The organism is Corynebacterium sp. BF-R-2 (assembly GCF_024586525.1).
Lineage (GTDB): Bacteria > Actinomycetota > Actinomycetes > Mycobacteriales > Mycobacteriaceae > Corynebacterium > Corynebacterium singulare.
The window spans coordinates 12,759-36,371 of sequence record NZ_JAMFTP010000007.1 but is presented as its reverse complement, the minus strand read 5'-3'; the positions used below and the strand labels follow the sequence as shown (position 1 = coordinate 36,371).

Sequence of the window (23,613 nt, the reverse complement as noted above, 5' to 3'; positions counted from 1 at the left end):
CCCCATTTTCATGGAAAAATGCTGTTCCATGACAACTCAATCGGCAACCGCAACCACCGCAAAGGGTGGCGAGAGCATCCGATTCATCCCGGTACATTCCACTTTGTACCCGTGGCTGGTCGCGGTGTTCGTCGTTACCTTCCTCATCTCGAACATCAACGCGACCAAGGGCGTCCAGCTCGGCCCACTCATCACCGACGGCGCCTTCTTCCTCTTCCCCCTCGCCTACATTGTGGGCGACGTTCTCTCCGAATGCTATGGCTTCAAGTCCACTCGCCGCGCCGTGTATATCGGTTTTGCCATGGCTCTTTTGGCCGCAGTTTCCTTCTATATTGCAATCTGGCTGCCCGCAGCTGAGTTCTACGAAGGCCAAGAGGCCTTCGCCGCCACGCTCGGCCTCGTTCCGCAGATCCTCCTCGCCTCTCTCGTCGGCTACGTCGTAGGTCAGCTGCTTAACTCCTTCACCTTGGTCAAGATGAAGGCCCGCAGCGGTGAGAAGGGACTCATCGCCCGCCTTGTTACGTCCACCGTCGTCGGCGAATTCGGCGATACACTGCTGTTCTGCGCCATCGCAGCACCCGTCATCGGCATCGATTCCTTCAGCGGTTTCCTGAACTACGTCATCGTCGGCTTCCTGTGGAAGACCGCCTGCGAGGTCATCATGCTTCCGCTGACCACCCTGGTTATCTCCTGGGTCAAGCGCCGCGAAGACTACGTACCTACCGACGAGATCACAACCCCTACGGCAACGCCTTCTAAGTAGCCGCGACTTATCCCCGAGCTTTCACCCCCTTGGCACGCACTGTGCTGAGGGGGTCTCTTTCTCCCTTCCCTTCGTTCTCCCCATAGAATACAATGTATTCACGTTGGTTAAGGAGGGAATATGGCTACGTTGACAATTCGCATGGATGATAACGACGCGGAACTCGTTCGGAATCTAGCTGCCTTTGAAGGCCGTACGATATCTGATTTTGCCCGAGCAGCGCTTTTAGAACGGGTCGAGGACTACTACGACCTTCAGGAACTGCGCGCAGCAATGGCAGAGGATTGTGGCGAACGGTTTAGCCTTGATGAGGTCCTCGAGGATCTCTAAAGATGTCGGAGAGAATCACTTCATATCACGTCGAATTCACGGCGAAAGCCCGCAAACAGCTAAAGAAGTTTGACCGATTCGATGCACGAATCATCGTGACGTGGATCCACAAGAACCTCGAGGGCTGCGAAGACCCTCGAGCTTTCGGAAAAGGATTGACTTCAAACCGTTCAGGTGAATGGCGCTATCGGGTCGGTTCTTACCGCATTCTGGCGTACATCCACGACCAGAAAGTAACGATTGAGATATTCGCTATTGGCCACCGGAAAGACATCTACGATGCATAAGCAGCGTCGAACGTCCCTCATGCTTGCTCTGAGCCTGGCCGCGGCCCTAAGCCTTGTGGCGTGCTCGGGGACCGAAGAAGACCCGTCACCTGAAACGACGAGCCACGCGGCCGCGTCGGAGTCGATGACGGTGAGCAGTGAGGCGTCGTCAAGCGCAGCGCCCACCCCACCCCCACTTAATGAGGGCCCGGCACCAGCACTGACCGGCACGTTTGAGATGGATGGCCCGGCCACGATCACGGGGGCGACCTATGACTCGATGCCTTTCGTCGTGCCACTCAACCCCGCCGGCCCGCAAGCCACGATGGTGCGCTGGGTCGAAGGCTGGGGCGAGTCCCCCGCCACGGCGGAGCAGGGCACGACCTATGTGTTGGGGCATGCGTGGGGCCAGCAGAAACTCGTGTTCAATCCCTTCTCCGAGGTCGTCACGGCCAACGTGGACCTGAGCTCTCCCACCACGGTGGAGGGCCTCGACGGAGTGCAGGTGCAGCGCTTTGCGACGTCCACCCTCAACGGCTCCCACATCCGCATGACCTCTGCAGATGGTTCCGGCCGCGAATGGATCGTGGATAATGCCTTCCTCATTCCCAAGAATCAATTCGGCAGCGACGCCGACCTTATGGACACCGAGGTCCCCGGGCGCATCGTGCTCATCGCCTGCGCCGTCGATGGTTATACCGATTTGGACTATAACGTCATCGTCACTGGTCACTTGGCGTAGTAGCGAGCCATAAATTCATCGCGGTAGGCCTCGTAATAGCCGCCGTCGATAGACTCCCGAATGTTATCCACCAGCCGGATCATGAACTCCAGATTGTGGATAGTGCACAGCGTGCCGGCGAGGAATTCCTTGGCCTTGAGCAAGTGGTGGATGTAGGCGCGGGAGTAGTTCTCCGACACGTAGCCGCCGAACTCCTCGTCCACACCGCTAAAGTCGCGCTTGAAACGCGCATTGGTGAGGTTCATACGGCCATCCAGGGTGTAGACGCCACCGCGGCGCGCCAGGCGGGTCGGCGCCACGCAATCGAAGGTATCGGCACCAGCTTCAACGGCGGTAAAGATGTCATCCGGTTCAGAGATACCCAGCAGGTGCCGGGGCTTATCGACGGGCAACTCATCGCATACCCACCCCACAATCGTGCCTAGGTTCTCCTTCTCTAAAGCACCACCGATGCCGAAGCCACCGAACCCGCGCTTGCCGTTTGCTTCCGCACGATCGGAGAGCTCCACGAGCCCGCGTGCAGCCTGGCGGCGCAGGTCCTCGTATTGCGCGCCCTGCACCACGCCCCATAGGGACTGGCGCGGCTTCTGCGGGCCGCGGGCCTGGGTCAGGCGGTCATGCTCATCCAGGCAGCGCTGCGCCCAGCGGCGCGTGCGCTCGACGGATTCCTCCTGGTAGGTGCGGGTATCCACGAGCGTGGTGAGCTCGTCGAAGGCAAACATGATGTCCGCGCCCAGGCCATGCTGGATCTGCATGGAGACTTCCGGGGTAAAACGGTGAGAGGAGCCGTCGATGATGGACTTAAAATCCACGCCGTCCTCATCCACCTGCGCCATGCGCTCTTTCTTGGCCGCGCGGATATCGGACTCCGTCAGGTCGGCCACATCCATGGCCAGGACCTTCTTGAACCCCACACCGAGGGACATCACCTGGAATCCGCCCGAGTCGGTATAGGTCGGCCCATGCCAGTTCTCGAAGGTGGCAACACCGCCGGCCTCGTCCACGATATCGTGGCCCGGCTGCAGGTAGAGGTGATAGGCGTTGGACAAAATAGCCTGAGCCCCGGTCAGCCGGATTTGTTCCGGGGTCAACGTTTTCACCGTGGCCTTGGTGGCCACCGGGATGAAGGCCGGGGTCTGGATATCTCCATGCGGGGTATGGATAACACCAGTGCGGCCGTGCTTTCCCGGTTGTGCTGGACCGCTTAAGTCCAGCTCCTTCTTCACATCGAAGGAAAGGTCGGTCTCCAACTGCGGCTTAGGGTGGGTCATAAGACTTTAGTCTACTGTTTGCGCTGCCTTGTCTTCTGTTTCACGCGAGGATGAAGCGTGTTCGCGCTCCCATTCCTCTTCCAGCGCGGTGCCCTCGATATCCAACTGCGGGATCAGCTTATCCAGCCACTTCGGCATCCACCAGGTCGTGTGTCCCATGAGGAACATGGTGGCGGGGACGAGGGACATGCGGACTAGGAAGGCGTCGAAAAGCACGCCCGCTGCCAGCGCGAAGCCGAAGATCTGGATGAAGGGCAGCGGCTGGTTGATGAAGGCCACGAAGACCGCAATCATGATGATGGCTGCGGCCGTGACCACACGCGCACCCGCGGTAAAGCCCGCAATAGTGGCTTCATCATTGGCGTTGTACTTGCGGTACTGTCCATCGGTGCCCTTGGGGAAGCGGGAGAAATGCTCGCGCATACGGGTCACCAGGAAGACCTGATAATCCATGGCCAAGCCAAAGGTCACGCCGATGAGGAAGATTGGCATGAAGGAAATCAGCGGGCCCGGCGCGGGGACCAGGCCGGTGAAACCGTCCTGCCACACCAAGACGGTCAGGCCGAAGGCGCCGCCGACGGAGAGCAAGAATCCCAGGCCCGCCACCAGCGGCACGAGGATGGAGCGGAAGACCGCGAGCAGCAGGACGATGGCCAGGCCCACCACGATGGCGAGGTATGGCCCCATGGCCCCCTCAAGGCGCTCGGTGATGTCGAGCTGCACCGCGGTCAGGCCCGTCATACCGACTTCGGCGCCGGTGATGTCTTCAATCTCGTGGTTGGCGGTACGCAGCGCGGAGGCCGTACCAACCGTGGCCTCATCTGTCGGCGCTGTGGTGGGGCTAACCATGATCTGTGCCGCGGTGGAATCGGAATTCACGCCGACGAGCTGCGCGTGCTTGACTCCGCCCACCTGGTTGAGGCGCTGCGCCGAGTACATAAAGGAGGCCAGCGCCGCCTTCTGTTGCGCATCCTCATCCCCTTCCTGGGCCTCCACCAAAGGCTTAAGCGCCGCAGAGTCCGGGTTCGCGTCGGCACCGTTCACGATGACCAGGAAAGGCCCATTGATACCGGGGCCAAAACCTTCAGCCATCAGATCCGCTGACTTGCGCTGCGTGGTGTCCGGGTTGGACGTGGTATCCGCGGGCAATGCCAGCTCCATGTGGAGCACCGGGGTGGTCAATGCACCCAGGCCCAGTACCACCAACGCCATGACGACGCCCGGCGCGCGCTGCACCGTGCGCACCCACCGGTTACCCATCGTTGCCTTCGTGCGGCGTGGGCGGCGCTTCGTCGGGTTGCCGGCCACACCGGGGATGCGCCCGGCAAAGGCCTTATCTCCCAGCAGGCCCAGCATCGCGGGCACCAAGGTCAGCGCCACGAGCACGGCCATGAGGACCGTGCCCGCAGCCGCCAGGCCCATCGCCGTGAGGAAGCTGATGCGTGCCACGAGCAACGCGAAGAGGGCGATGAAGACGGTGGCACCGGCAAAGACCACCGAGGAGCCCGCCGTGCCGACGGCCATGCCGGCTGCCTCAGAACCGTCCATGCGGGAGCGCTCCTGCCGGTAGCGCGACATGATGAACAGGGCGTAGTCGATGCCCACGGCCAAGCCGATCATGACGGCCAGCACCGGGGTCAGGTTGTTGAGCTCAATCCAGTGGGTGGCAATCATGACGCCCATCGCACCGAGCCCCACGCCCACGACAGCGGAGATAAGCGGCATTCCGGCCGAAGCCAAGGAGCCGAAAGTGATGATGAGGACGATAAACGCCACGGCCAGACCGATGACCTCAGATATCGAGTTGACCTGGATTTCGTCACCGAAGCCCGCGCCGCCGGCTTCTACCTCTAAGCCCGCTTCGCGGCCAATGTCCATGGCCTCATGGACCACCTCCTTATCCGCGGGGTCTACTGAATAGGGGCTTTCCGCATCGAAATCGAAGGTGGTGTAAGCAATCGTCTCATCAGCATTGACCATCGCCAGGTTGTCAGCATCCGCCTGCGCGGTCTCCTCCGGCAAACCCATGGAGGTGAACTGCTCGATGACCTGCTGCTGCAGCGCCGGCGACACGTCAAGCGGGTTGCCCCAACGCTGCTGGCTTCCCTCCGGAATATTCAAGCCCTCTGCAATGTGATGCACCACGTCTTTGATCGCGGCCTCATTCTTGGGCTCACTGAGCTTCTCCCCTTCCGGAGCCTTGAAAACAAGGTTGACCGACGGCGAATTGGCGGGGTTCCCGTTCTCTGGGAAGAGCTCCACCGCGCGGTGGGTAGCATCGATCGCCGGGGTGCCGCTGATGGAATACTCCGTGGTCATGGACTTCATGAGCCCCAGCGTTGCGCCACCTGCCGCCGCCACGATGATGATCCAGGCGATGATGACCTTCCATCGATTGATGTAGGACCAGCGACCTAGGTGGTAGAGCAGCTTTGCCACGGAAATTCCCCCTCACGTGCGCGATTAATAGTCACAGCAGCTTTGGTGGTGGACACGAATGTGCACCAGTTTAACCAGTGGGGCTTCGAAGCCCTAACGACATCACGTGACCAGATAAGCACCAGCTCGTGATTACAGGGCTTCACCGCCAACAAGCCAATGACACACCTGCCATGCGTACTTCACTTCATCACAAAGAAACAGCACCCTCAGCCATATCTGCCGTACGCGGCGAACGCGCCACAGGCAAGGACGACGCAACAGCTGCGACTACCAACGCAGCTGCCAAGGCAACCGCCGCAACACCAGGATGAGAAGAAAGTGCCGCGAAAAGAATCATTCCAAGCGGGGTACCGGCGGTAAAGACCAGCTGATCCTTTGTAGCGAACTGGTGTACCAGACCATCATCTCCCAAAGACTGCCCGAGAGAATCCCACGCAATACCTGCCGCAGTCATCAACAAGGACGCAGCAGCACCAACTGCAGCGATGAGCACGAAGACAGAGGAGAATGCCAAAGCCAGGATCTGTCCGGCCAGAAGAATCAACATCAGGCTTTGCAAGGTGCTAAAGCGCACCCGATCTAATGCCTTCAGAATTGTTGCAGCTGAGCCAATCAGCGAACCGACCGCAAGCGCAGTTGCCATAAACCCCCAGGATCTTTCGTCGAAAGTATTCATAATCCATGTAGGGCCAGCACTTCCTAGGAAGCCGTTGACAACTGCCGCGACCAGCCAAGTACCGAGCCCTACCCGTGCCCAGCTAGGGAGCGTCGGGGACGTAAGAGGCTTGTTCGAAGCCGATGAACCTGCGCGGTCCGGTTCTGGTTCAGCCGCGGCGCTATTAGAGCTTTCTCCTGCTGGTTCTCTACGTACTGAGAGAAACGGAAGAACAAAGAGCATGGCCACGAGGAAGGTGGCGCCGTCGATAAGCAATACCGTGTTAAATCCCAAGGTGAGCACTGCCGCTGTACCGATGAGGGGGCCGGCGATAAACAGCACATCACCGAGCATCGATAGGGTTCCATTGACTCGGGTGCGCTGCTCGTCGGAAAACAGCTGCGACAAAAGGCTAAACCTTGCTGGTCCAAAGAATGACGAGGCACAACCGTACACGCAGCTTGAGAGCGCGAACGCAGCAATAGAATCGCCGCGCGCAACCACCCACGCTACAAGTCCCCACTGCGCCAGCATCCGCACGACGTCACTCCCCAGCATCCAGGTCACTGGCCGGTGTGGTGGCGGCAGTTTTCGGACCACTAAAGAACTAAGAAAGCGGCCCGCCCACAGCGCGATAAGCACCACCGTCAAGCCGCGGCCCGACGGATCTACTCGGTGCGCCTGAAGCGCAAAAGCAATCGGGATGAGGCCGTCACCCAACCCGGAAACGACAGCGGCTGCAAAGACGAGCGAGAACGTAGCTTTAAAAGAAAGACTATTCATTAATCACAACATCTTATAGTGTTACATGTCATAGTATTTCACTATAGAGAGTCAGGACACGCTCACTCCCTGTCCAGCCAGAGTTTTATCCACTGAAGTGCTTTAGGAGACCCCCATGTCAACTTTCGTCATTGTTGCCGTCGCGGCCATCCTTCTCATTGCTATCCCTGCAGGCATGATGAGCCGGCGGATTCACAAGCGTACGGAAGACCACGACCCCGAGGCACGCCAAGCCGCGCTGGATTTCCAAAGAGATGTTGATAGAGGGCGAGCTGGCTTCTAAAAAATGAAAAGACCGGCACCCCAGGGCTTAAGAACTGGAGTGCCGGATGTGGCGGTGGCGGCGGTGTCCGAGTTCACGACATATTTGACACCCTGTTCCTGCGCGAGCAGTCCTGATACTTGACAGGTGAGTCGCGACAAACTTGACACTTAGCCCACCCTTACCGTGTCAAATGATGCTTGACAGGTGAGTCGGGACATGTTTGACACCATGAGCAGTCCCAACCGCAACCTCGCCATCGTCAAAGCAGGCTAAGGCCTTAGTGTTGTCGGTAGGACTAAGAAGCCCCTGCTCCACTCAGCGTAGGCGCCGTCGTTCTCCTGTATGGCTACCCTGATGCTTCTCGCGCACGCGGCAGGGTTCCTTGCAAGGAGGGTCTCCGGGAACAGAATCAACCTTTCCAGCGCTCTGGGCAAAGCGAAACCGGCACCCCAGAACAAAACAAACTGAGATGCCGGTTTGTCAACGATGTCGCGACTCACCTGTCAAGCATGTCGCGACTCATGACAGTGGCGGTGGCGGCGGGATTTGAACCCGCGGTTGGGGGTTACCCAACAATCGCTTTCGAGGCGATCACCTTCGGCCGCTCGGACACGCCACCGCGTTCCAGATTACGGGAGTCGTCCCGAGCGACAAAATCGCTGCCCACGCCAGGCGGCACGGACAGCGATTCAGCTACTTGAGGCTAGGAATTAGTCCTTGAGGTTACCGATGACCTCGTTGGCCTTATCCTTGATGCCCTCGACGGCGTCGGAGGCCTTCTGCTTAGCCTCAGAGGTGACCTGGTCGGCCTTGCCCTCGTTCTCCAGCTTCTCGTTGTCAGTCACGTCGCCGGCAGCTTCCTTGGCCTTGCCGACGAACTCGTCCTTCTTGTTCTCGAAATCACCCATAGTTTTCTCCTTTATCTATCAGCGTTTCTGATGTGGGCCCCATCCTACACCCGGTTAGGGCGCGGCTGCAGCAACAAGAGCCCACATTCGCTCTCAGCGAAGTCCCCCGAAGAAATCGGTGAGCAGGTTCGCGCACTCTCCCTCCAGCACGCCGCCGCGCACTTGCGGGACGTGGAGGGCGCCGGGGGCGCGGAGGACGTCGACAAGCGAGCCGCACGCACCTGTCTTCGGCTCAAAGGCACCAAAGACCACCGAGGACACCCGGGAAGCCTGAATCGCACCCGCACACATCGCACAGGGCTCCAAGGTGACGACCAGCTCGCAGCCCTCCAGCCGCCAGCCATCGCCATGCACGCGCACTGCCTGGCGGATGGCTTCCACCTCTGCGTGCGCGGTGGGGTCATTCAGTTGCTCGCGGCGGTTAACGCCGGTGGCGAGCTCTTTACCGGAGGCGTCGTAAAGCACGGCCCCCACCGGGATATCCCCTGCCGGCGTGGTGCGTGCGACCTCCAGGGCGCGGCGCATGCGAGACTCCGCGCGCACCAATCCCTCCGCCGGTTTAAGTGGCATCAGAGTCGAGGCCGTCGAGGTAGTCCTCCAACTCATCACCAAAGCCCAGCTCGCCGGCGATGCGCAGGAGCATATCAGACGGCCAATCCTCATCGTTGTCAATGATGTAGCCCACCTGGTCCTCATCGAGTCCAAGGTCCGCGAAGATGTCGAAGTCACCGTCGCCGTACGGGTCGGCGTCCTCCCACTCGTCTTCGTCCAAATCCGGGATATCGATGTCGCGCAAGTCCAGGAAGTCCGCGGCGAAGTCGTCTTCGGCGGCATAGGTGGCGTCGGAAAGCAGCATGCGTACATCCCCCGGCACCGGGCGGACCACGACGAAATAGTCATCCTCCACACATAGCAGCGCAAACGCCGCGCCCTCGGAACGCAGGTTGCGCACCGCCTTGATCGAGGTGTGGACATTGTCAAAGTCATCCTCGAAGGGGCGAATCACCCAGCCGCGCTCGTCACGCGCGACGGTGATGGAAAAAGAGAGATCGTCGTGGCTCATACCTCGTCAGATTAGTCGGGTTGTGCCACAATTGTCACCGTGAGTTCTCAAGATGTTCAACGCCCCGTCTGCATTATCGGCCTCGGCCTCATTGGTGGCTCCCTGCTGCGCGATCTTGCCGCGACCAATCACCCCGTATTCGGCTACAACCACTCCACATCCGGTGCCCGCATTGCTGTGAAGCAGGGCTTTGACGTCACCGATGACCTCCCCGCTATCCTTCGCCGCGCTGAGGAGACCAACGCGCTCATCGTCATCGCGGTGCCCATGGACGCGGTTGCCTCGGTTCTTGACGCTATTCAGGAGCACGCCCCAAGCTGCGGGTTTACCGATGTCGTCTCGGTCAAAGCCGAAATCCGCCAGCTCGTCATCGAGCGCGACATGCATCCTCGCTACGTTGGCGGCCACCCCATGGCGGGCACCTCCAAGTCCGGCTGGGAGAACTCGCAGACCGGCCTGTTTCACCGCGCTGCCTGGGTCATCACCTATGACTACGCCGCTGAGTGCGACGCCCGCGGTGAGCGCATCCCTCTTGAATGGGAAAATGTTTTCGCTGATGTTGTCCGCATGACGCAGATGGTTCATGCGGAAGCAGTGCCAGTGCGCGTGGCCAACCACGATGCCGCGGTGGCTCGCATTTCTCACCTGCCGCACGTGCTTGCGGAGACCCTCGCAGTGGTGGGCGATAATGGCGGCATCCTGGCGCAGTCTCTAGCGGCTGGCTCTTTCAAGGACGGCACCCGCGTGGCCGGTACCCGCCCGGACCTGGTTCGCCAGATGTGTGAGACGAACGCGACGGCTTTGGTCAGCGCCCTGGATGAGGCGATTGAGTTAATGCAGTCTGCCCGTGACTCGCTGGCTTCAGATGAGCCTTCCATCGCCGAGCTTGCCGACGCCGGCTACAGAGCCCGCACCCGCATTGAAGCCCGATCCGGTGCTCGTAAGGAATCCGTTTCTCCGGTCAAGATTTCTTCCCGCCCAGTGCTGCGCCTGCACCCGGGTGCACCGAACTGGGTAGCGCAGCTGCGCCAGACCGAGTCTCTGGGTGGCCGCATCGAAATCTTCTAGCCGGTGGCTTCACCGCGCCCTCACCGCTGTGGCAAATGGTCCCTCTAGTATGGTCCCGTTACTCTGGTCCCTTTACAGCCTAAAGGGACCATGTACAAGCAATTTTCTAGACCTAGATGGTCCTTGTGCTCAGCAAAAGGACCAAACTAGAGCGACCAATGTAAAAGGACCATCTGCGGAACTCTTCCGCTACCGCGCAGATAGCTGAGCGTCCCGCCATTGGCGGTGGTCCCAGAAGGCATCGCTCAGATGGCATTATCCACAAGGCGTTTTCTCGCCTGAGAACGCCTTATGGGCACTGCAGATGGCGTTTTCAGCCCCAAAGATGCCCTCTGGCAGTTGCCTTTTACACGATGCCTTTTGTGGAATGCCATCTAGTGATGAGCCGCATGACAGCGTGCGCGGTGGCGTGGAGCGGCGTGCGGCGGCGGGGGGCGCTTAGTCGCGGAAGGTATCGTCGCGGCGCTTGCGGGCTTGAGACTCATCGCGCGTGATGCCGAGGAGCGGGAAACCCGCAAGACCTAGTACTAGGCCTACCGGCAACAACCACAGCATGCCGGAAGCCAGCCACAGCACCACGCCGAGGATGGCACCGGCGATAAGACAGGGAACAAGTTTCTCCTTCATGGAGTTTCAGCCTAGCTGGTGCGCTTTTCAGCGCTTGGCTTGCGGCCTCGCAGGCGCGAGAAGAAGGCGATTGCGATGAGCCCCACTACCGCGGCAATGCTCGCTGGCCATGCAACGGGAGCGCTGACCTGCATCGTCTTCGGCGGCGCCGGGGAGGTATCAGCGTTGAGAACGCCGTCGGTGTCGCGGCCGCTGGTGATGTCCTCAATCCAGTCTTGGGCTTCCACCACCGAGGTGATGGCAGCAGTCGGGGACGGAAGATCCGGGTCAGCATTCGACGTGCCAGCCGTGGCCACGCCGACGAGGCGACCATCGACGAAGAACGGCCCACCCGAATCACCGCCCTGCATACCCTCACCGTTGAGGGACTTCACGTCCATGATGGCTGCGGCAATCATCGGGGTGGATCCGCCAAGTTCACCAGCGGGAACGCTCTCCGAGCCGAGCGCACCCGCCGGGATGCTTTCCGCACCGTCAGGGCTGACTGCAATCTCAGGCATCTCACCGCCTTCCATCACCTGAGGAGCTTCGGCTTCCTCATGAGGTGGGGTACCACCCGACAGGAGTTCGCCTACTTCCATCTCGGCCATCGGCAGCTGGCCTTTGCGGGCCATGCGGGAGCTACTACTCCAACCGTAGAAGTGGCCTTTCTCGCCGGCAGTGGGCACCGCGTCCGCCAGCTTGGCGGGCTTGATGCCTTCGACGGGTTCGGTGAGGTGGAGGAGGCCGGCGTCGATAGTCGGCGATACGGCCCACGAGTCAGCGTCATAAATGCGGTCCCCGAAGCGGGCCTGCGTGCCCTCGTTATTGACAGACTCCAAGCAGTGGCGGGCGGTCAGCACCCACTGCTTCGCCACCAGAGTGCCGGTGCAATCGCCGAAGTTTCCGATCTTGCCCATGCGCAGCGCAGCTACGGCAGCGCTTTCCTCCGACTGAGGTGCGGGTTGGGCGAATTCCAGGGCCAGTGCCGGCGCAGCGCCGAGCCCCACGACCACAGCACTGGCCAGAACAGCAGTTATCTTTCGTGCCACCATTACGCGGCCACCTCCTTGATTGCCCAGGCCACAGCCCTCTCGGCCGGACCTTTTCCGAAGAACTTTTTCCACAGTGCGCTGAGAACCAGGAAAGCGAGCACAAAGCCCACGGCTGCCATGGTGTTGTGCAGCGAGACGTTCGCCTGCCAATAGCGAGCAGTGAGAATGTGCAGGATATAGATGGTCAACGACATCGATCCCAATGCTGCAAAGGGGAAAACCAGGCGTGGCAGCTGCCGGCCGATAATCAGGCACAGGTGTAGCACCACCGCAGTCACCGCAACAGAGAGAAGGATTTCACCGAGCACACCCGTATGCCCCGAAAAGCGCAGCCAGCCTGGGATGTCCGGGTTGAAGCGCTGCCACAGGCCGATGCCTGCGACGACGGCAGCCACCGCGGTCGTAATGGTGTGGGTGCGGCGGGGGCGGGTGAGGTAGACGTCGTAAAGCAGCATGCCCGCCACCAGGTACGCCAGGAACGCCACGAGGGGGTAGACCTGGGGGAGGGTGTAGGGCGCGTAGAGCGCCGTGGCCGCAGCGGTGGCCAGCGCGAAGAGCACCACCTTCCAAGCCGTGGCCAGCGGCGGCACCCAGGCGGTCAAAGCCATGGCCGCGCCCATGACCACGAGCACCACCTGGATCTCGCCGCCCACGGGCAGCAGCGCCACGCCGATGAGCATCACTAGGCAGCCGCGGGCGACAAGCCGGAGGAAGACCCGCAGCGAGTAGTCGCGGGCCAGGATCATCATGGTGGCCCCGGCGATGATGGCGAATCCTGCCGCCGGCAGCCCGGAGAGCACGACTTTTGTGCTCCACAGCAGGTTGGCCATGTGCAGGACGATCATGCCGATGATGGCCAGGGAACGGGCAATATCGAGGCCCACTATTCGGGCGCGCACTGACACCTATTCATCTCCTTGCAGTCGAAAACGTCGAAAGACCGACCAGGGGCTCTGGCCGGTCTTCTTATTTGTGTGCGTTTTCAGCTCTGCGTTTCACGCAGCACTGCGTGATGCGCGTCTCAGCGGGTAAGGGCGATGGCTTGATCCCCACGCACAAGGTAAATGCGCTGAGGCGTTGCGGAGGCATCGCGGTTCACCATTACCTTCGCCGGTTCGGACAGGAACACGGTGAAGGGAAGGTCAATCTTTCCTCTGGGACAGGCCATTTCCGTCACACCACCAAGCTCCACCCCGCCATCAACCAAGGTGAAGTTGCCTCCGTTACAGGGCAGCCACGCCGTCTGGTTCTGGAAATCGAGGGAGAAATCCTCTGGGCTCGCCTCAGACTCCCACCTGAAAGCAGTGATGTGCTCCATCTGCTCGTCGTTTGCTTCGACCAGTTCCGCGGGTGCGTCCGTGATGATGCCATGCTTGGCGACGTTCACCGCCCACGCCTCCGAACTCCCCGCCAGCTCCGAGGAGCCCGCGCTAGAAAACAGTGAGGAGATAAATAGCAGAATGGCGGAGAGAATCGCTTTGATCATGAGCACCAGCATATCCGCCCTTGACCGGCTTGTCCTGCGACTCAATCCGCCATTTTTCGGCGCTTACTTGTCCAGGTCCGCCAGGATGCGCTTCGCCAGCTCCTCCGAGGACTGCGGGTTCTGGCCCGTGTAGAGGTTGCCGTCCACCACCACGTGGGAGCTCCAGTCCTCTGCGGCCTTGTCGTACTTGACGCCGGCGTTGACCAGCTCGCTCTCCAGGAGCCACTTCGCGTTCTCCGCGAGCCCGGTGGACTCTTCCTCCGTGTTGGAGAACGCAGTCACCTGCTTGCCGGCGAAGGCGTTGGTGCCGTCATCGTTCTTCGCCGCCAGGATGGCGGCCGGTGCGTGGCACAGCAGCGCCAGCGGCGTGCCGGCGGCAAGGCGCTGCTTAAGCAGTGCGCCGGAGACGGAGTCGACCGCCAGGTCCTCCATGGGACCGTGGCCGCCCGGGTAAAAGACGAGGTCAAAATCTTCCTCGTTGACGTCAGCGAGGGACTTCGGGTTATCGAGCACGTCCTTGATGGACTCCAGGTAAGCCCGAATCTCCTCAAGTTCCTTAGGGTCACCTGCACCCTCGCCGAGGCTTCCCTCATCCACCGTGGGCGCCACCGCGTTGGGGGTTGCTACGGTGATGTCCCAGCCGGCCTCACTAAACAGACGGTATGGAACCGCAAGTTCCTCAGCCCAGTAACCAGTCGGGCGAACAGTCCCGTCTTTGAGGGTCCAACCATCTGCTGCACTGACGACGAACAATGCGTTAGTCATTTCTCGAGTCTCCTATTATCGGGGGTTTGGTTAGGTGCCCCACTATGTCAGAAAACTCGAACGCGTGCAGTCAGCCCCGCGATCTCTGGTACAAGCACATAACCGAAGTTGATAGCACCACCGGGAAGAAGATGAAAAAGGTCCCGACGAAGCGGTGCGGCGTCGGCAAGCACTGGATAGTCCAGTACCTCGACCTCGAAGGAAACCGCACCTCCGAAACCTTCGATACCTACGAGGCCGCTGAGGTCTTCGACGCCAAAGTGCGCGTCAACAAGTCCGATGGCACTCTCATATCGGCAGACAAGAAAGACGTCACCCTGGCCGAGCTCTGGGAGCCGTGGCTCGATTCGAAAGCGAACATTTCAGAGAAGTCCCGCAAGGACTATATCTCCTACTGGAATACCCACATCCGCCCCGCATGGGGAAACAAGAAGGTCTCCCAGATTCAAGAGCACCAAGTCGTGGCGTGGATAGCTGGTCTCACCTCAACGAAGGGCGTTAAAGAGGGCCAGGAGCCGAAGCCCCTTGGAGGCTCTGCCAAGCGCAAGATTGCCGGCATGTTTAAATCCATGCTCACGCGCGCGGTGAAGATGAAGATCATCCACGCCAATCCACTCGACGGCTCCCCCTCCCCCGCCATCCCCAAGGCAGAGCGCCGCTACCTCAAAATCGAGGAAGTTAACGCCCTCCTCTTCGCCGCCAAGCACCCAGCGGTGAAGATGATGCTCGAAGTCCTCCTCAAGACCGGACTGCGCCCCGGAGAGGCCAAGGGCCTCAAGGTCAAAGACCTCGACGTTACGCGGCGTCGGCTGATGATCCGCCGCGACGTCGACGACCTCGGCCGAGTAGATGAGACCAAGACCCGCCAGCACCGCGACGTACCCGTATCCCGACTCATGCTGCTCACACTCGCCGAAGAAGCCGAGGGACGAGACCCCGAAGCATGGCTACTCCCCGACGAATACGGCCACGCGTGGACCACCGCGCGCTGGCGAGTGATTTGGGAGAACCTGCTTGTTGATGCCGGCGTCGATACAACGCTTAAGACCTACGAGCTCCGGCACACCGCTGTATCCATGGCCATCGCGGCCGGCGCCGACGTCTACGTCGTCCAGCGCATGTGTGGCCACGCTTCTGCGTCGACCACACTCAAGCACTACGGCCACCTTTGGGACGAGGGCCTGGACGAAGCAGCCGAAGCCATCGAGCGGCACCTTGAAACAGAACGCAAACGCGTTGAATCAGCCCAAGCCCGGCGCTCCCAGCGGGAAAAGGACGCGGGTGTGCGGCATTTGCGGGTTGTTCGGTAGGCCTGGGGCTAGATGGGGAAGGTGTCGGCGATTGGTGCGCCGCTGTCTTTGATGCCGGGCTTGAGTTCGATAGCGATTGGCATTTGCGCCTGCTCGATCTGCGCTTTGACGTGGTGGATTACGGAGAACAGGTTGGCTGCTTGGACGAATGGGCGCGCCTTGCCCTTGACGTAGCTCTGGGGAACGCCCACCCAGTGGATGTTGCTCTTCCGGTATTGGTCGCGCTCAAGGGTTCGGTCGGGAGACCTCATTTGCTTGATGTCGCTAGTAATCATGACGTCGACGTCGAGCTGTTCGAGTCGCTTGATGAGCGAGACGTCATCGAGGCCGAAACGGATGTCCGGCCCGGAACGGAGGAACTCGTCCTTCTTGAGCCAGGCCCTGAGCGTGTCGTCCATTTTGTGGTTGAGGCATTCGTCGAGAAAGAATCTCACACTGCCTCCTGGACCTGATTGTGGAACGAAAGCGCATCGCGGGCAGCCTCATCGGTAATGTTCGGGTAGAAGTCGCTAATCTCTCCTGGTTCCAACTCGCCGAGCATATAGAGCTCCGCGACGTCGCTGTAGGGTACGCGGGAGTCCTTGATGGTTGGGTAGCCACCCATTCGACGGGGGTCGACCGAGAGATTAGGCATCGGGTTCCTAAAGTCTGGCACCTGCTTGTTGTACCTGTTCATGAACGGTGCGTAAATGTCCTCGAGCGAGTAGAACTCGAACTGCCCCTTGTAGCGTTCGCTCAGGTCCATGAAGCCATCCTCTGTCCAGACCTTCACCGTCTTGCCGTCGGTGGCGAAACGGTACTCAGACGGGTGATCAACCATATCGAACTCGGAGAGTGACTCGAATGCCTTTCGGATCTGCTGTAGCGATGTGTGAGCCCGCAGACGGGCGATGGTGCGAAGCGCTACCAGGTCACGGAACGAGTACTCAATGGGCCTCTCCGCACTGACCTCGGGAATGAGAAGCTCACTCCTACGCCAACCTGCCAATTGCGCAGCCGTTGCGCCCGTGAGCGTAACCGTGAGTGGGATGCTGTACCCCAAGTTGATCACCTCCTTTTATGAGCAGTGTAGCGCGCGGGGCTGACATTGTTGGGTTGATTCTGTCGCGCGAAATGTGTTTGCAATCTGTTTGCAGGGTGTTTGCACCGCGTTTGCACCCACTTCGGTTTACCTGGGATTACTCGGGCCTACTTTTAGTCGACTAAAACGCGAAGAAACCCCCAGGCTATCCGGTGTTTATACCGTTTAACCTGGGGGTTTAGGTGGTGCGCCCGGAGGGATTCGAACCCATGGTTTATCCCTGTTGGTAAACGCACTGTTTAGCAGTGGTTTTAGCGCTCCTGCACTGGGTAGAAACTCTACCAAACCATGCGCGTGCAATAAACGTGCAATAAGGAGATTAAGGAGCGCTTGTAATGGATACAGCGACGAAGATGGACGGGCTGAATATCCCGTTCTTGGTGAGCGTGAACAACGTGGGGGGACGGCTACAACTGTCGCATGATGCTGTGTTGCAAGACTGGCACCCGTTGGTGGCTCCGGTGCTGGAATACGCCCGGCGCGCCGGGCTGTGCGTGCTACACGATGACGAAGGCGATAACGATTATTTCGTTTCTGGCCGTGAGCGTGAGAGGTGGTTTGCTCCCGGTGTTTAACTACGAAATCGAAACGCTAGCCAACGGTGTTCGTCTCACCTACGAATTACCGTACTGGCGGCACGTGCCAAAGTCCGTAACCGAATGGATAGCCAACCAAGATATGACGCGGATCAGTATCAGTGTTTCCGGAACTACAGCGACACAGGTTTACGTAGCCTAGGAACACGAATGCCCCGGCCTTTTTCAAGGTACCGGGGCGTTTCTGGCTTGCGGGCCTAAGCTTCTGCCATGGAGGATGCCAGTAGCGCGGTTGGCCCTGCAATGCTGGAACCAACACCGAGAGCGAGCGCAGCAAGGCCACCCAAAAATACACCGGCAATCAGCTTAATGCCCTCCGGATTAATCATATCCGGGTTTGCGGTTAAAAATTCAGCTGCGTTAGTGAGCATGCCATTTCCTTTACCTAGTCGATAGAGACTTGTTCATATTACCCAACACAGCCCGCGCACGGTGCGTTTTAGCTATTTTCCAAAGCACGATAAATGCTAGGACGTGAAACACCGTAACGACGGGCGATTTCTGCGATTGATACGCCGTTGGATTTAAGCGCTGCAACCTCACTGACTTGTTCCGGTGTTAGCGATGGTTTACGGCCTTTGTATTTTCCTTTGGCCTTAGCGATGGCGATACCCTCGCGCTGGCGTTCTTTGATTAGGGAGCGTTCGAATTCTGCTACCGCACCAAGCATGTTTAGTAAAAGATTATTCATGGCAGAGTCTTCGCCCGTGAATACGAGATTTTCCTTCACCAACCGGACGGCAACGCCTTTGGAGTTTAGTTCTTCTACAATCCCGCGCAGGTCAACAATGTTGCGGGCTAGCCTGTCCATAGAATGCACTACGAATACGTCCCCCTTGCGGGCGGGTGCTGTTGCAAAGTTGGGCGGAGAGCCGAGACGACCCAGTTTCTCATTTCCTGATGGCCGCTGCGTGCCGGCGTTCTCAGGCCGTCTCGAAGACCCGGTTGACGATCACCGCGTCCGGATTGGGGTGCCCATAAGCAAACATCGTGCCCTGACCTTTCCGTAATGAATGCATCGCTTCCATCCCTTTCAACGTCCGGTAGGCGGAAATTCGGTTTTTGAACGCCCCCTTCGGTCCCAGGATTCTTTTAAGTCGGCCATGATCTCCCTCGAGAACGTTGTTCAGGTATTTCACCTGCCGGTGCTCCACCATCTGAGGGCAGATTCCCTCCGCCTTCAGCTCGGATATTGCCTTGGCCAGAGCTGGTGCCTTGTCGGTGTTGATGACCCGCGGGGACCCGGCTGTCGTATTCGATCGCAGCGTCTTGGCCAGGAAACGCTTGGCCGCAGCCACATTCCGTTTTGGTGAGAGGTAGAAGTCTAAGGTCTGCCCACCGGCGGTAATAGCCCGGTAGAGATAGCACCACGTGCCGCCGACCCGGATATAGGTCTCATCCACCCGCCAGGACTGGGCCTGCCAGTCGGGTACCTGCCGGTACCAGCGAGTGCGCTTATCCAGCTCAGGGGCGTATTTCTGCACCCAGCGGTAGATCGTGGTGTGATCGACTGGCACACCCCGCTCGGTCATCATTTCTTCGAGGTCGCGGTAGCTCACGCCGTAGCGGCAGTACCACCGCACCGCCCACAGGATGATGTCACGGGGGAAATGCCGACCGGAGAAGATGCCCATGGCTCTGATTATTTCACGCCGGTCTTTCTACTGCCCCAACTTTGCAACAGCACCTACACTCCCGTTGGTCGTTTATCCTCTAAGCGGCAAACTTGTTTGGCGCTTCGCTTTCTTCGGAGAGTGAGTATTATCGACCGGCTTAGGCGGTCGTTGGTACGAACGATGACCGCCGGAGGGGAGCAGGCTAGGGGCTGCTCCACGAAGCGCCGTTAGGGAGTGGCATAAGCCCTTATGCCGCTACCGTACGGAGTTAACCGACCAGTGGGAGCGGAGTTATCCCGCTCCTAAGGGGACGTAGGTTACCCACCTGAGCAGGTTCAGCACCTGCGAAGGGGGCGGTGTGGTTGTGGACTAGGTAGTAGCGGGTAGCTGCTGCCTAGGGCACGAAGGACTAATAATGTTCCGAAGGGGAAAGCAGTAGCGCTTTCCCACGAAGGAAGTTGATAGACCTGAGCATGAACCTGCGAAGGGCTACGCACTGTCCTGTGCAATGAGCCTAAGCCTCATTGCCCTAACTGCTAATCGTCAAGGTCTACCCGGCGCATAAGCTCTACTGGCCGGGCCTCCCTTGACTTCATGTACACGTTAACAATGGTTGATACGTCTTCCTGACCTAGGATACGGCCTATCTCCCTAGGGGTAGCGCCTGCCTCTGCAAGGCGCGTGATGATGAAATTACGGCCGTAGTGCGGCGTGATTGGCTTATCAATCCCGGCGCGTTGTTTAGCCCGGTTGAACACACTGCGGTAGGAGGTATCGAACACCGCCGCACCGGCTTCGGTAAGCGTTGCGTACTCCTCCGGATACGTGGCAAAGGTTTTTAGGTGCCTAATCACCACCGGAACGAACTCACGAAGCAAAGGCACCGTGCGGTATCCGGCGTTCGTCTTAGGAGGATGAAACGCCATCTTTACACCACCGTTGCCGTTGGGAACTCTGACTAGGTTTCCTTCTACCCGCACACTGGCTCCACTGGTGTCGAATTCAAAGTGTTTGTTCTTCACGGCTAATGCTTCGCCTATCCGAAGTCCATGGAAGAGACACAACACGGTTATGAGGCGGTAGCGCTCTGGCACGTTGTCCAGAATGGCCCTTAGCTCTGCCGTGGTTGGAAGTTCTTTAGCCTTTGGTTTAGCCCGTGTCCTGGCCGCGTTAATCGCCACCGGGTTCGTAGGCAGATAACCGTATTCCACCGCCAGCGCTATCGCAGCCCTGAGTTTGTGGTACGCCCTCGCGTTACGGTGGTTCGATGCCGGGAATGCTTGTACAGTTTCCTGCCACCACGCCGCGACAGCCACCGGCGTGAGTTTGTCTACCGGGATAGCGCACAGCGTTTCATTTCCTAACACTCGCGCTGTAATGATTTCTTCGTACGCCTTGTACGTTGAATCCCGCACCTGTGGTTTGGCCAACGCCAGCCAATGCCTCACCATCTCCCCTACGGTAGGAATTTTGGTTTGTACTTTCTTCACCACAGGCGGCTCCCACACGCCTAGGTCAATCTCCTTGCGCACCGCAGCCAACCATGCCAGTGCGTCTAGCCGGTCCCGGAATGTGTCTGGTGCTCTGTAACGTCGTCTATCCGGCCCAAGGTAGGACGCTTGCCATCGTCCGCTTGGTAATTCGCGTGTAGCGCCCCATGAATTCCGTGCCATTAGCGTGCAATATCTCCCCCGAAACATGCACGCGGGCGGGGGTACACGCTTCGGTGGTTGAGTTATACTGAAATCGCCCTGTACAGGGGAAACGCTAGAAACACAAAGAGGCCAAGCCCCCGAAAAGGGGGCCTGACCTGCTATTTTGTGCGCCCGGAGGGATTCGAACCCCCAACCTTCTGATCCGTAGTCAGATGCTCTATCCGTTGAGCTACGGGCGCAGTCCGTTGGTTTGCAGTGCGTAACGCTGTAGCGTGTGCGCTCTGCTGTGCAACGAGGAATAACTATACCCACGCTCTGGAAAACTGACAAATCACGACGTCACAGCAGGTTTTTCACCCTTTACGGCGGGATCTAAATTCACCCGCCGTTTACCTTGCACGGCACTGCCTTAGCTAAGCCATGAAGGCTAGACGGACAGGCCGAAGATGGGCACCGCCAGTAGGTAGATGGTGAGGGTGATGAGGAAGATGCCCAGGATGTTGAGGCCGAAGCCGCCCTTGATCATCTCCCCAATCTTGACGTAGCCGGAGCCGTACGCGATGGCGTTCGGCGGGGTGGCGACCGGGAGCATGAACGCGCACGTTGCCGCCAGCGCGACGGGGATGGTGAGCAGGAGGACGTTGATGTCGCCGTCGGCAGTCAGGCCCACGCCAACGGCGACGCCGCCCATGATCGGGATGAAGGTCGCGGCCGTCGCGGTGTTGGAGGTGATCTCCGTGAGGAAGAGGACCAGAGCCGCCACGGCGGCCACGATGAGCACCACCGGCAGGACGCTGAGCCCCTTGGCCATCTCACCGATCCACAGGGACAGACCGGAGGAGTTGAATACCGAGGACAGGGACAGGCCGCCGCCGAAGAGCAGAAGGACATCCCACGGCATCTCGTTCGCGGTCTCCCAGTCCAGCAGGCGGATGCGGCGCTGGTTATCTGCCGGGAGAATGAACAGCAGGATGCCGGCGGCGATGCCCACGATGGCGTCGTCGTAGTTCTCAAACTCCGAGAGCACCAGCGGCAGCGTCACCCAGGCCGCGGCGGCGAGGACGAAGATAATGCCCGTCATGATCTGGGGGCGGGTCCATGGGCCGAGGGCCTTGATTTCATCGTCGATAAGCTCGCGCCCGCCCGGGATTTCCTTCATCTCCGGCTTGAAGATAGTAATCAGCAGGAACCACGCGATGAGCAGGAACGTCGCCGCCAGCGGCACGCCGACTGCCATCCAGCGGCCAAAGCCCAAGGTCACGCCCCAGGTATCCGCCATGTAGGCGTTGAGGAAGGCATTGGGCGGGGTGCCGATGAGCGTGCCGAGCGAGCCAATCGACGCCGAGTAGGCAATTCCCAGCATGAGCGCAGTAGCGAACTTCTTCTGCTTATCCCAACCGCCCACAGTCTCCGCGGTAAGCGCCAGTACCGAGGTACCAATCGGCAGCATGACCACGGCCGTAGCGGTGTTGGACACCCACATGGACAAGAAGCCGGTAGCCAGCATGAAGCCCAGAATCAGGCGCTTGGGCGAGGTGCCAATCACCTTCACCACGTAGAGCGCCAAGCGGCGGTGCAGGTTCCAGCGCTGCAGCGCCAGGGCGATCAGGAAGCCGCCCATGAAGAGGAAGATGGTGGCGGAGGCGTACGGCGCGCCGACCTCCTTGATGGTGCCCACGCCCGCCAGCGGGAAGATGACCAGCGGCAACAGCGCGGTGGCGGCCAGCGGGATGGCCTCCGTCATCCACCACACGCCCATAAGGATGGTCACCGCGGCCACCGCGCGCAGTGCGCTCTCGGAGTACTCCGCCCCTTCCTTCGCGCCCGGGGATTGCGCCACCGTATCGACGGCGTTGCTGGGGAAAATGAACCACACGATGGCCGCCAGCACCAGGCCGGCGAAGAGCCCGATGGCCATGCGGCGCCAGTCTTTGCGGTCTACGCCGTGGTCGTCCTCGCCCTCCGTGTGCGCGGTAGAGACGTGAGTGTGCGGGGTAGTCATCTGCCCCTCCTTTTCTTGGTTAGCCAGACCCAAGTTAGTGCTGAAAGTTATACGGGTCACCGAATAGGCTTGCAGCCTCAGACTATCGAACCCCACACACAGCAAACAACTAGTTCCGCACTATTACCCCCGCTAAGCGGCTATATCCACCCCTACACGGGCTGATTTATGTACTGCAGCTACTTCCCCGTTCCAGGTCTGGGGATCTGCGAACGGGAGGGGCTACCAGACCGCTATGAACGCCACCGCGCCCAGCACCATCGTCCCCGCGGTCACCGCGGCGAGCGCCCAGGCGCCAGGCAGCGGCGCGGCCTGGGAGAGGGCGCTATCGGCGTGCCGGAGCTTCGCCGTGGCCAGCCACAGCACCGCGGCGGTGACAACGCCCACGATGACCGTGGCCCACAGCGCCGCCGAGCGCGCCACGAGCAGGCCGGCTACCAGGGCGGCAAGGCCCGTGCGCTGCCACGCTAGGCGGGTGCGTTCCGGCTGCAGGCCGGGGTCATAGAGCTCACTCACGCCAGTAGCTCGCCCACCAGAATCATGACGCCGATGACAATCACCACGCCCACGACCAGCGCCAACGCGGGGCTGGCCGGCAGGGGCCGGGAGTGCCGCATCGCGCGCTCCGCCGCACCCCAGTGCAGCCAGGCCACGCCCGGGAGCACAATGGCCACCGCCAGCATGACGGCGGAGATGACGCGGGTCAGGGTCGTATTCAGCGGCAGGTCGAAGGTCTCTAGGGCCACGCCACCGGCAATGAACGCGAGGGAGGTGCGGATCCACGCCAGGAACGTGCGCTCGTTGGCCATGCTGAAGCGCGGATCGGGCTCCTCACCGGAGCCGTACACCGAACGGGGGAAGCGGTCCTTCGTCATACGCGCCACT

At 60.0% G+C, this 23,613-nt stretch carries 28 protein-coding genes and 2 tRNA genes; 8 read left to right on the top strand and 22 right to left on the bottom strand.

What is annotated here, in order from left to right; translation table 11 throughout:
- Positions 1 to 28: 28 nt before the first annotated feature.
- From M5J09_RS06090 to M5J09_RS06075, 4 genes are all read left to right on the top strand, one after another.
- Complete coding sequence (locus tag M5J09_RS06090) at positions 29 to 763, top strand: queuosine precursor transporter (RefSeq protein ID WP_042528874.1); 735 nt, start codon at positions 29 to 31, stop codon at positions 761 to 763.
- A 120-nt stretch (positions 764 to 883) separates the two neighbouring features.
- Complete coding sequence (gene relB, locus M5J09_RS06085; protein ID WP_257157294.1) at positions 884 to 1,093, top strand: type II toxin-antitoxin system RelB family antitoxin; 210 nt, start codon at positions 884 to 886, stop codon at positions 1,091 to 1,093.
- Positions 1,094 to 1,095: 2 nt separating this feature from the next.
- On the top strand, positions 1,096 to 1,380 hold the full coding sequence (locus tag M5J09_RS06080) for a type II toxin-antitoxin system RelE/ParE family toxin (protein WP_042528870.1): 285 nt from the start codon (positions 1,096 to 1,098) through the stop codon (positions 1,378 to 1,380).
- Positions 1,373 to 2,101 (top strand): sortase, encoded by a 729-nt coding sequence (locus M5J09_RS06075; protein ID WP_257157293.1) that lies wholly within the window; start codon positions 1,373 to 1,375, stop codon positions 2,099 to 2,101. Before M5J09_RS06080 ends, M5J09_RS06075 begins: the two co-directional genes overlap by 8 nt.
- On the opposite strand, the gene tgt is transcribed toward M5J09_RS06075, so the two are convergent.
- The 3 genes from tgt to M5J09_RS06060 form a co-directional block, all read right to left on the bottom strand.
- Positions 2,089 to 3,372 carry a tRNA guanosine(34) transglycosylase Tgt gene (gene tgt, locus M5J09_RS06070; protein WP_257157292.1) on the bottom strand — a complete coding sequence of 428 codons (1,284 nt, stop codon included), beginning with the start codon at positions 3,370 to 3,372 and terminating at the stop codon, positions 2,089 to 2,091. The two genes, M5J09_RS06075 and tgt, sit on opposite strands and share 13 nt — an antisense overlap.
- 6 nt (positions 3,373 to 3,378) lie before the next feature.
- Positions 3,379 to 5,811 carry an MMPL family transporter gene (locus M5J09_RS06065; RefSeq protein ID WP_257157291.1) on the bottom strand — a complete coding sequence of 811 codons (2,433 nt, stop codon included), beginning with the start codon at positions 5,809 to 5,811 and terminating at the stop codon, positions 3,379 to 3,381.
- 190 nt (positions 5,812 to 6,001) lie between these two features.
- Positions 6,002 to 7,252: an MFS transporter gene (locus M5J09_RS06060; protein ID WP_042528862.1), complete on the bottom strand. Its 1,251-nt coding sequence runs from the start codon at positions 7,250 to 7,252 to the stop codon at positions 6,002 to 6,004.
- Between the two features lie 115 nt (positions 7,253 to 7,367).
- On the opposite strand from M5J09_RS06060, the gene M5J09_RS06055 reads away from it, so the two are divergent.
- Positions 7,368 to 7,535, top strand: coding sequence for a hypothetical protein (locus M5J09_RS06055; RefSeq protein ID WP_010188407.1), 168 nt, complete (start codon positions 7,368 to 7,370; stop codon positions 7,533 to 7,535).
- Positions 7,536 to 8,045: 510 nt separating this feature from the next.
- Here the strand turns inward: M5J09_RS06055 and M5J09_RS06050 are convergent.
- The 4 genes from M5J09_RS06050 to M5J09_RS06035 all read right to left on the bottom strand — a co-directional run bounded on the left by M5J09_RS06050 (position 8,046) and on the right by M5J09_RS06035 (position 9,488).
- A tRNA-Ser gene (locus M5J09_RS06050) sits at positions 8,046 to 8,136 on the bottom strand.
- Between the two features lie 91 nt (positions 8,137 to 8,227).
- A complete protein-coding gene (locus M5J09_RS06045) occupies positions 8,228 to 8,425 on the bottom strand; it encodes a CsbD family protein (protein WP_042528861.1) in 198 nt (65 codons plus the stop codon).
- Between the two features lie 93 nt (positions 8,426 to 8,518).
- Positions 8,519 to 8,950 carry a nucleoside deaminase gene (locus M5J09_RS06040; protein ID WP_257157290.1) on the bottom strand — a complete coding sequence of 144 codons (432 nt, stop codon included), beginning with the start codon at positions 8,948 to 8,950 and terminating at the stop codon, positions 8,519 to 8,521.
- Positions 8,951 to 8,984: 34 nt separating this feature from the next.
- Complete coding sequence (locus M5J09_RS06035; protein ID WP_257157289.1) at positions 8,985 to 9,488, bottom strand: tRNA adenosine deaminase-associated protein; 504 nt, start codon at positions 9,486 to 9,488, stop codon at positions 8,985 to 8,987.
- A gap of 39 nt (positions 9,489 to 9,527) precedes the next feature.
- Here M5J09_RS06035 and M5J09_RS06030 point away from each other — a divergent pair, with 39 nt between their 5' ends.
- A complete protein-coding gene (locus M5J09_RS06030; RefSeq protein ID WP_257157288.1) occupies positions 9,528 to 10,556 on the top strand; it encodes a prephenate dehydrogenase in 1,029 nt (342 codons plus the stop codon).
- 438 nt (positions 10,557 to 10,994) lie between these two features.
- On the opposite strand, the gene M5J09_RS06025 is transcribed toward M5J09_RS06030, so the two are convergent.
- The 5 genes from M5J09_RS06025 to M5J09_RS06005 all read right to left on the bottom strand — a co-directional run bounded on the left by M5J09_RS06025 (position 10,995) and on the right by M5J09_RS06005 (position 14,468).
- Entirely contained in the window at positions 10,995 to 11,183 is a 189-nt protein-coding gene (locus tag M5J09_RS06025) for a hypothetical protein (RefSeq protein ID WP_257157287.1), read from the bottom strand.
- Positions 11,184 to 11,194: 11 nt separating this feature from the next.
- A complete protein-coding gene (locus tag M5J09_RS06020; protein WP_257157286.1) occupies positions 11,195 to 12,217 on the bottom strand; it encodes a trypsin-like serine protease in 1,023 nt (340 codons plus the stop codon).
- Entirely contained in the window at positions 12,217 to 13,122 is a 906-nt protein-coding gene (locus tag M5J09_RS06015; protein ID WP_257157285.1) for a DUF418 domain-containing protein, read from the bottom strand. The genes M5J09_RS06020 and M5J09_RS06015 overlap by 1 nt, the downstream gene beginning before the upstream one ends.
- A gap of 116 nt (positions 13,123 to 13,238) precedes the next feature.
- On the bottom strand, positions 13,239 to 13,703 hold the full coding sequence (locus M5J09_RS06010; protein ID WP_257157284.1) for a hypothetical protein: 465 nt from the start codon (positions 13,701 to 13,703) through the stop codon (positions 13,239 to 13,241).
- 63 nt (positions 13,704 to 13,766) lie between these two features.
- Positions 13,767 to 14,468: a type 1 glutamine amidotransferase domain-containing protein gene (locus M5J09_RS06005; protein WP_257157283.1), complete on the bottom strand. Its 702-nt coding sequence runs from the start codon at positions 14,466 to 14,468 to the stop codon at positions 13,767 to 13,769.
- 44 nt (positions 14,469 to 14,512) lie between these two features.
- Here M5J09_RS06005 and M5J09_RS06000 point away from each other — a divergent pair, with 44 nt between their 5' ends.
- On the top strand, positions 14,513 to 15,778 hold the full coding sequence (locus M5J09_RS06000) for a site-specific integrase (protein ID WP_257157282.1): 1,266 nt from the start codon (positions 14,513 to 14,515) through the stop codon (positions 15,776 to 15,778).
- Positions 15,779 to 15,786: 8 nt separating this feature from the next.
- Here the strand turns inward: M5J09_RS06000 and M5J09_RS05995 are convergent, their stop codons facing one another.
- Together M5J09_RS05995 and M5J09_RS05990 are read right to left on the bottom strand one after the other, a co-directional pair.
- Positions 15,787 to 16,212, bottom strand: a complete 426-nt coding sequence (locus M5J09_RS05995; RefSeq protein WP_144791693.1) for a hypothetical protein — start codon at positions 16,210 to 16,212, stop codon at positions 15,787 to 15,789.
- Positions 16,209 to 16,820, bottom strand: coding sequence for a DUF433 domain-containing protein (locus M5J09_RS05990; RefSeq protein WP_070744462.1), 612 nt, complete (start codon positions 16,818 to 16,820; stop codon positions 16,209 to 16,211). Before M5J09_RS05990 ends, M5J09_RS05995 begins: the two co-directional genes overlap by 4 nt.
- A gap of 374 nt (positions 16,821 to 17,194) precedes the next feature.
- On the opposite strand from M5J09_RS05990, the gene M5J09_RS05985 reads away from it, so the two are divergent.
- A complete protein-coding gene (locus tag M5J09_RS05985; protein ID WP_144791689.1) occupies positions 17,195 to 17,434 on the top strand; it encodes a hypothetical protein in 240 nt (79 codons plus the stop codon).
- A 218-nt stretch (positions 17,435 to 17,652) separates the two neighbouring features.
- Here M5J09_RS05985 and M5J09_RS05980 read toward each other — a convergent pair whose 3' ends face one another.
- The 8 genes from M5J09_RS05980 to M5J09_RS05945 form a co-directional block, all read right to left on the bottom strand.
- Positions 17,653 to 17,826: a hypothetical protein gene (locus M5J09_RS05980; RefSeq protein WP_186302139.1), complete on the bottom strand. Its 174-nt coding sequence runs from the start codon at positions 17,824 to 17,826 to the stop codon at positions 17,653 to 17,655.
- Positions 17,827 to 17,894: 68 nt separating this feature from the next.
- Complete coding sequence (locus M5J09_RS05975; RefSeq protein WP_374982103.1) at positions 17,895 to 18,341, bottom strand: recombinase family protein; 447 nt, start codon at positions 18,339 to 18,341, stop codon at positions 17,895 to 17,897.
- 37 nt (positions 18,342 to 18,378) lie between these two features.
- A complete protein-coding gene (locus M5J09_RS05970; protein WP_049160553.1) occupies positions 18,379 to 19,089 on the bottom strand; it encodes an IS6 family transposase in 711 nt (236 codons plus the stop codon).
- 518 nt (positions 19,090 to 19,607) lie between these two features.
- Complete coding sequence (locus M5J09_RS05965; RefSeq protein ID WP_257157281.1) at positions 19,608 to 20,603, bottom strand: site-specific integrase; 996 nt, start codon at positions 20,601 to 20,603, stop codon at positions 19,608 to 19,610.
- Between the two features lie 289 nt (positions 20,604 to 20,892).
- Positions 20,893 to 20,965 (bottom strand) — tRNA-Arg (locus tag M5J09_RS05960).
- A 188-nt stretch (positions 20,966 to 21,153) separates the two neighbouring features.
- A complete protein-coding gene (locus M5J09_RS05955; protein WP_042528847.1) occupies positions 21,154 to 22,728 on the bottom strand; it encodes a DASS family sodium-coupled anion symporter in 1,575 nt (524 codons plus the stop codon).
- 222 nt (positions 22,729 to 22,950) lie between these two features.
- Positions 22,951 to 23,244: a DUF202 domain-containing protein gene (locus tag M5J09_RS05950; RefSeq protein WP_042528845.1), complete on the bottom strand. Its 294-nt coding sequence runs from the start codon at positions 23,242 to 23,244 to the stop codon at positions 22,951 to 22,953.
- On the bottom strand, positions 23,241 to 23,603 hold the full coding sequence (locus M5J09_RS05945) for a YidH family protein (RefSeq protein WP_042528843.1): 363 nt from the start codon (positions 23,601 to 23,603) through the stop codon (positions 23,241 to 23,243). Before M5J09_RS05945 ends, M5J09_RS05950 begins: the two co-directional genes overlap by 4 nt.
- Positions 23,604 to 23,613 lie beyond the last annotated feature (10 nt).